Source organism: Noviherbaspirillum malthae (assembly GCF_015352985.1).
GTDB classification, from domain to species: Bacteria; Pseudomonadota; Gammaproteobacteria; order Burkholderiales; family Burkholderiaceae_D; genus Noviherbaspirillum; species Noviherbaspirillum malthae.
On record NZ_JACYXF010000135.1, the window covers coordinates 1 to 6849 of the forward strand.

At 50.6% G+C, this 6849-nt stretch carries 4 protein-coding genes; 2 read left to right on the forward strand and 2 right to left on the reverse strand.

The window, feature by feature from the left end; all coding sequences use genetic code 11:
• Positions 1–112: 112 nt before the first annotated feature.
• Positions 113–3532 (reverse strand): HigA family addiction module antitoxin, encoded by a 3420-nt coding sequence (locus tag IGW03_RS36900; protein ID WP_194727357.1) that lies wholly within the window; start codon positions 3530–3532, stop codon positions 113–115.
• A 1083-nt stretch (positions 3533–4615) separates the two neighbouring features.
• Here IGW03_RS36900 and IGW03_RS36905 point away from each other — a divergent pair.
• Entirely contained in the window at positions 4616–5050 is a 435-nt protein-coding gene (locus tag IGW03_RS36905) for a hypothetical protein (protein ID WP_194727358.1), read from the forward strand.
• Positions 5043–6398, forward strand: coding sequence for an ImmA/IrrE family metallo-endopeptidase (locus IGW03_RS36910; RefSeq protein ID WP_194727359.1), 1356 nt, complete (start codon positions 5043–5045; stop codon positions 6396–6398). The genes IGW03_RS36905 and IGW03_RS36910 overlap by 8 nt, the downstream gene beginning before the upstream one ends.
• A 33-nt stretch (positions 6399–6431) precedes the next feature.
• Here the strand turns inward: IGW03_RS36910 and IGW03_RS36915 are convergent, their stop codons facing one another.
• Entirely contained in the window at positions 6432–6722 is a 291-nt protein-coding gene (locus IGW03_RS36915; protein ID WP_194727360.1) for a transposase, read from the reverse strand.
• Between the last annotated feature and the right edge of the window lie 127 nt (positions 6723–6849).

Sequence of the window (6849 nt, forward strand, 5' to 3'; positions counted from 1 at the left end):
AAAACTACCCCAGGCCAATAACGTCGACGACTACGACGCGCTCCTGCCTTGGAACATGCCAACAGATCTCCGCTGATCCTCAAGCGTCACCCCTGTATATAGAGGGGCGTGTTTATTGATCGCTTACGATACATTCAAACGCCTTTTCTACGTAGTAGTGCTCAAGCATGTATTCGCCAGGCTTATCGTCACCTCCCTGTGACATGGCCGTGAGCAGTTGGACTAGCGTGCGGATCGGCAACTTTTCGGGAGAGTCCTTAGCGAGAGCAAACGCTGCCCGTGGTCGCCGCGCGTCCATCAGCATATCGATTGCCTTAGCTAATTCCATGGGGGACTCGTGAAGCCAGCCCGGTATGATTTCTCTCCAGTATAGAGACTCAGCGGCCTCTCCAAGTGAACTGACTAATACCCAAGTGGCCTCACCGAACGGTGCAAGCATCAGAAGGGGGAGCGCGTTCTCGTGACCTATTTTGCCAATGGCGGACTTAATGAAAACACCGCGCTCCGTGTCGTCAGGTATTGCCCTGAGAATGCCTTGTATCAGCCATTCCGATGCACGGACAGCGGAACCGGTTTCGGCCATTTTGTGGAAAGCAAGTTCCACCAGTGCAAGCAGATTCTCTTCAGTCAGTACTTGGTCAGCGGAGAGTGCACCGATAACTCCTGGTGACCCGCTATGGATTGCCAAATCGAGCAGGCTGCCAACGCCTTGCTTCGCGTTAATTTCTTGCATAGCACGAATTCGCTGGTCGCGGATGCGCTTCTCACGTGCTGCGAAGTCTATGTTCTCGATGTCTTCGAGTTCGTCGGCCGATTCCTCAATCCACGAATTCTTGAAAAGCCATGCGTGCTTGTCAATCAGGCTTATCGGCTCGAGTGCCGCATATATGCCCTTCGCGATGGTTGTAAGCTGGGGCGGCTTCCCATTCTTCTTGGTGCGTAACGCCGCACGTCGGGACAGTGTAGAGGTGCGGATTTTTTCGCGTAAGATTACCTTGTCGCTGTCGCAGGCTGTCTTTGCCCAAGTCTCAACAATTTCCCAAACGCGGGCTTGGTCTACCTCCGCGAGGTCGTGAAGCCGGTCGATAAGATCGCACAGCATGGAGACTGAGTAGTCGGGCTGAGTCAGTGCCAATTTGACCATTTCGGCTACGAACTCTAAGATAGGCCCCCAAGTCGGAAACGGTTCGCCGTGCCCGTAGCCGTCAGGCCGCCACATTGGCTTATGGCTGTGATGCCCGATTTGATGATTATTGCCGAACTGCGCTACGCAAAGCTTCCAGGCGACATTCGGAAATTTTGCGAAAAGCGTTTTCATCAACGCTAGCCGTTCTTCGTTGCTCGCCGCCGTTTGAGGCATCCAAGCCCGAAATATGGCTGCCAAAGAGTTCTCAGGCTTATTCACCCAATTGTCATTGATCTCAATCTGAGCGAGCCTCGCAAGAATTAATACGGTGCGAGGGAGTGTTTCCACATTCCATGCCAAGCCCTCCATTGCCCACAGTAGGCCTGTGCGACTCGGGCTACCGAACATGCTAGACCCGACAGGGCGTAGGAGGCCAAAGACAGCCGGACTCTCTGTCCTCAAGTCACGCTCAATGATCGAGAGGAACTCAGACGGGGCGGCTTCTGCATAGAGCGGAAGGTCTCGGTCGTTGGCCTCGAGGATACGTGTGGTTAGTGGTGTTGGAAGCAGTTCGCGCACCACCATGGTTGCTTCGATCTCTGTATCTATACCTAGGCGCCCTTTGAAGAGGCTGCCACCGTGAACGGCTAAGAGCACGAGCGTTTCTGAAATCCCTTGACGGAAGGCTGAGGAGAATTCCCTCGTCTTACCGTGGATGGAGGCGGCCCAGCGTTGGTCTTCATCCAAATCAAGGGATGGATCATCCTCACCCAGCACCATTCGAGCAACGTCGAAGTAGCGCTTTAGGTCTTCTCGGGTGACGTTACGAGCGATGGCGTAAAGCAGGTCGATCTTCGAGACCACGCCGCGATACGTTCCAATGGACCACACAGGCGAGTCGTTCAGTTGGACTAGACGCTGGCAGTCCTTTTCCAGTTCTTCGAAGTTGCGGTCACCGGCCATCAGTGACAGGCCGGCCTTGTCCGTCTCATTGAGCACATGCCATGCTCCTACCAGCATAAACGCAATGAGGTTCTCCGATGTGTGCTGCTGTGTTGCCCAAAGCGGCATCCTCACCGCCTGGACGACAGCGAGTCGGCGACGCAGTACAGTCAAAGACCGTCCTGATTCGTTCGCAAGATTCTTGATTTCGTCGCGGTTTTTACCAACGCTTTTTAGCGCGGACTCGAACGTTTCGAAACCGACCGGCTCAAGAACGATGTCGGGCTCAGCGTTGACAGAGTTTCTTGGGTACACAACGATAGCGTGCATCTGGTCGGCATAGGGAGCGAATTCCACCTCGACATCACGTGAATGGATCACTGGAATGAAGGACTTTGCTCCTTCAGCCAGACGTGGCAAGACCCCAACCTTGTCAAACACAAGGACCCGGTACCGGAAGGGAGCCAGTTCCTCCCCACCATCAGGGCCTAAACACTGGGCGACGAAAGCCAGCGCCTCGTCCGTAGAATCTGCCGCGATAACAATCGGCCCTACGGAAGGCTTAGTAAGACGGGAGCCAAGCTTACGCTTTGCTTCTTCGATGGCTGAACTGAAAAGCGAACCTGGCAGTGGCGGTTTTGCAACGTTTGCCCAGTCCGCCCAGCACTTGTCGAGAGACCGCACCTCATTGGATGGGGCCTTTGTTTCGTTCGCAAACCATGCCTGGGCTGGAAGCGACTGTTCTAACCACTGCTCAAGGTCACTGGAGTCATAGGCTCGGACATCCTTCCATGCACCTTGCGACTTCTTCTCTTTAATCCAATTGTTTTTGCCAGGCCATCTACGAGGGGTTACGAAGACGAATTCCATCTCCGCTTGCTCTTGTGCTGAAACTGCTTTCAGACTCTTTTGGTAGTCACTCTCAGCCTTGGCTTTAGCATCCTCGTTAGTGCCGAACTCCCACCCAGAGCGGTTAGCTGGAATCCAGGGGGTTCCATCGCTGGCTTGTACCTTGCCATCCCAGCCAGCGCGCTCTGCATCATCGTTTCCTGGGAAGTCCACTTCCGTAAGTCCAATACCTGTCGAGTGGACAAGGGTTCTCAGAAAGACTGCGAATCTGCTCCGCGCCACGATGTTGTGCGCAGCCCAGTTCTCAATATCGTTGGCCTTGAACGAGAGAAACGGTGGGACGTACATCTTCGTGTTTACCGGTGTGCTTTTGTGCTTGGCCTTGAAAGCGTCATACTGAGCCTGCATCTCAAGCAAATCCTGGCGGGAAACGCCGAAAGCCTTCTCAATGCGAGTTGCCATGTCCGTTGAAAGGGACGCGTTTCCGTTAAGTAGGTTGGAAAGAGCTGGACGTCCGACCCCTATCAGTTCAGCGGCTTTCGTGACGGACATCTTAGCTGGAAAAACTTCCGCTTTGATGCGTACGCCTGGGTGAATAGGGTCATTAGTGGTCATTTTATCGTCTCAGGTTGATGTTGCCGGATCAAAACAATCGGTGCAATCATATTGTATTGTGTAGCGCTACACGATACATTTCTTATGTAGGTGGGGCTCGTCCGCTTGGTTGCCTAGTCGCGAGATTAGGCTAAGGTCATAAGAGCAGTGTGGACGTGCTGTTACTTTTTGTAGCCATGCCGGCCCAGATACGGATGCGCGTTTGGTCTTTGTAATGTCAACAACGCGGATAGCATCATGGAGTCGAAGATTGTTAGGAGCGGAAGTCATATTGGCGGCTGTGCGCAACCACTACGTCATTGAGAATAATGAATTGGTTGGGCTTCGAGAGCCAGCCCTAGGCGCGGCATGGAAATGCAACTGCTTTTGCCGATGACGCGTCCCTCCGGTACAGGACTCAGTTCATTATCAGTACCCTGCGCTTCCCTGTCGGCCAATGCGCAAGTCTGTCGTTTGGCTGCTAATGGCGGGTTCCTGCACAAGTGAGGTGCTTTGCGTGCCGATGTGCTCGGCTGAGGCTTTATTGGGTGTCAATTTGATGACTCCGCTGCTTTCCCTTGAGCCGCGCTGCTGACCTGCAAGCAGCTATGCCTGTACACGCCATAATCAACTGCGTGTGTTTATGCATCCTAATTGATACAGCCGAATCGTTACTGATTCAAACCGGCATCGCGCTTGAAGAAACAAAACTTACAACCGCAATTCCACTGCTACCGACGTAGGATACGAACGCAGGAATTGTACTGTTATAATTATTAATAAATTTGCAATGTGGACACTCTTTGAAGGCACATAGGGTAAAGCAAATTTCTGATAAGGTGCCGAACGATATCGACGGAAAGATTGCGAGATTCCATTTTCAAAACTACAAGAACCTGTCTTATGTAATAGGTCACGTTATATCCATCTTCCCCCTCGGATTGTCTAAAAATCCCAAGCTTGCAAGCTTCGTAGCTTCGGTGAAATAGAAACTTGAAATTCGAGACGCTTTCCCTGAAGCAAGTTCGAGCGTACGGGTGGTTCGTGCCTGTTACACTACCTAGTCCAGAGTGAAAACTTAGAAATAGTTGTAATATTTGAATTATGCAGCGACGCGAAAACCGTTTTAATCCGAAAAGGAAGCTAAAAGATTCTGACGATGTAGTCCTAAAAAAGGCTGCAGAACTTGCTTTGCGAGTTCAGTACGGAGGAAACCCAGAGCATAAGAAAAATCCTGGGGATTTTGGACTTACTCCACCAAGTTATCCCAGATCCGCGAAGTCTCTTTGTGATAGTGCGGGAATCTTCTCCAAAAAACTTGCATTGGGGTACTTGAAGCAGGGATTAGAAAAAGGCCTGTTTAGCGAACGTTACAAGGGAGAGTGGCCCCAAAATATTTGGTCGGTCACCGTTGATGGTATCCCATTGGAAGCCCAATTGGAAAACCCAGAATTAGGCACCTACCATGGATATCCCATGCCGGCTTCTGATCCTTTTGCTGATGAAATTCTTCGCCGATGGAGGATCAAAAATGACTAATTTTCAAATCCATCAAAGTTGGTTAGCAGCTTCGAGCGATAGAACGGAACTTTCGCAAACAATGGGCATGCTGTCTATGAAAGTTGGAGATATCGCTCTAACGCGGAATGAAGACATCTGGTCGCAAACAGTACGTGATTCAGTTCTAACTTCTGCTTATCCGCTTGCATTGTGGTTTGCGTCATCTTGGTGGCGACTTGTGTTCGAACCATTACCTGCATCCGGAGTGCGTCCTTCTATTGATTGGAGAATGGCCCACGAATTAGGAGCGGCGAATCATGGTTTTGTTTGGCCCCAAATAATGTTTGTATCCGACCGCGAAACGATACAAGTCTTTGCAGTCCCTTCAAAAGGAGTTATTCAGCAATCCGTCAAGTATTTGAATGGCTTAGATGCACCGGCTTCGATATTGCTACATGATTTCCAGAATCAAGCTACAAATTTTGTTGACTCCGTAATTTCCCGTCTTGATGCTTTGGAATTGACAGATACAGAACTAAAGCATCTTTGGAATTTCGTTCAACAAGAGCGTTCAGATCCGGAGTCAGCTAAATACAGAAGTATTGAGGCGGCTATGGGCTTTGACCCTGACGAATGCCCGAATAATTTGATGGATCTAGCACTATGTCTAGATAAACGTATGGGGCAAGCTTCCTTTTCAGAACTCTCGCCAGTTTATGGGAAGTTGGCAAATGGCACACCTTTAACGGCAATTGAGGATCTTGAGAAAACACAGGGAATTACTTGTAGACCAGAAATTGCCCATGCATCCTTGAGAGCGCAAGACCATTCATCCTTGGAGAATGAACGGCCTTGGGAGAGAGGGGTATCTATGGCTCAGTACTTAAGGCATGAGATCGGCAAACCCTCTAGCAAACTAGATAGTAAGACTTTGTATGGCCTTTTGGGTTTAACTGAATCGCAGGTCGAGCACTATGTTCCATCCAAACGCCAAGAGGTGGGAGTCGGGGTACCAAAGAACCAAAGTGAATTGAGAATTATCCCAAGGAAAAAACACCCTGTGGCGAAACGCTTCGAATTCGCCCGTTTTATAGGTGATTATCTTTCTAGTGATCGTCTCGACAACGAATGGCTGACTTCAACAGATTTGAGGACTTCAAGGCAAAAGTACCAACGGGCATTCGCTGCAGAGTTTTTATGTCCAATACATGATCTCCAGAATTTCCTTGAAGATGATTATTCAGAAACAGCCATCGAGGATGCAGCCCAACACTTTGAGGTAAGCACAGAAACAGTAACTGCTTTGCTTGCAAATAACAATCTGATTCCATCTGCAACTTTTGAAAGACTAACCGAGGCACGCTTGCCATACCAAACGGGTATGTAAGCCAACTCTAAAATTGGCATCTAGGGCGTGTCATCAATTGAGCCAGATGACGGCGGCAGCGAGATGAATGGCGCCGAGGAAATTGCGGGCAGTCTTGTCATAGCGGGTGGCAATGCTGCGATATTGCTTGAGCTTGTTGAAGAATTGCTCAATCAGGTGACGCGCCCGGTATAAATGCTTGTCATATTCACGGGGTTGCTGGCGGCAGGCCTTGGGAGGAATCACGACGCCTTTGCCCGCGTTCTGCAAGACTTCGATGACCCGTTCCTGGGCATCGTAAGCCTTGTCGGCGATGACGGTGGCCGCCGGCGTGTCAGGCAACAACGGTGTTTGTCAACGTAGTTGTCGCGTCACCTCAAGCTGCATTCTGTAGGTGTATGGCGTGATTTCGCTCTGGATTGAGCCAGACCTCGTCCTCCAGTCTCCAGTTTCTTGTCTTCCCTGACCACCG

What these genes read in the sequence shown, in the direction of transcription:
- IGW03_RS36900 (WP_194727357.1), bottom strand. Translation starts at nt 3,532, where the DNA reads ATGACCACTAATGACCCTATTCACCCAGGCGTACGCATCAAAGCGGAA.
- IGW03_RS36905 (WP_194727358.1), top strand. Translation starts at nt 4,616, where the DNA reads ATGCAGCGACGCGAAAACCGTTTTAATCCGAAAAGGAAGCTAAAAGAT.
- IGW03_RS36910 (WP_194727359.1), top strand. Translation starts at nt 5,043, where the DNA reads ATGACTAATTTTCAAATCCATCAAAGTTGGTTAGCAGCTTCGAGCGAT.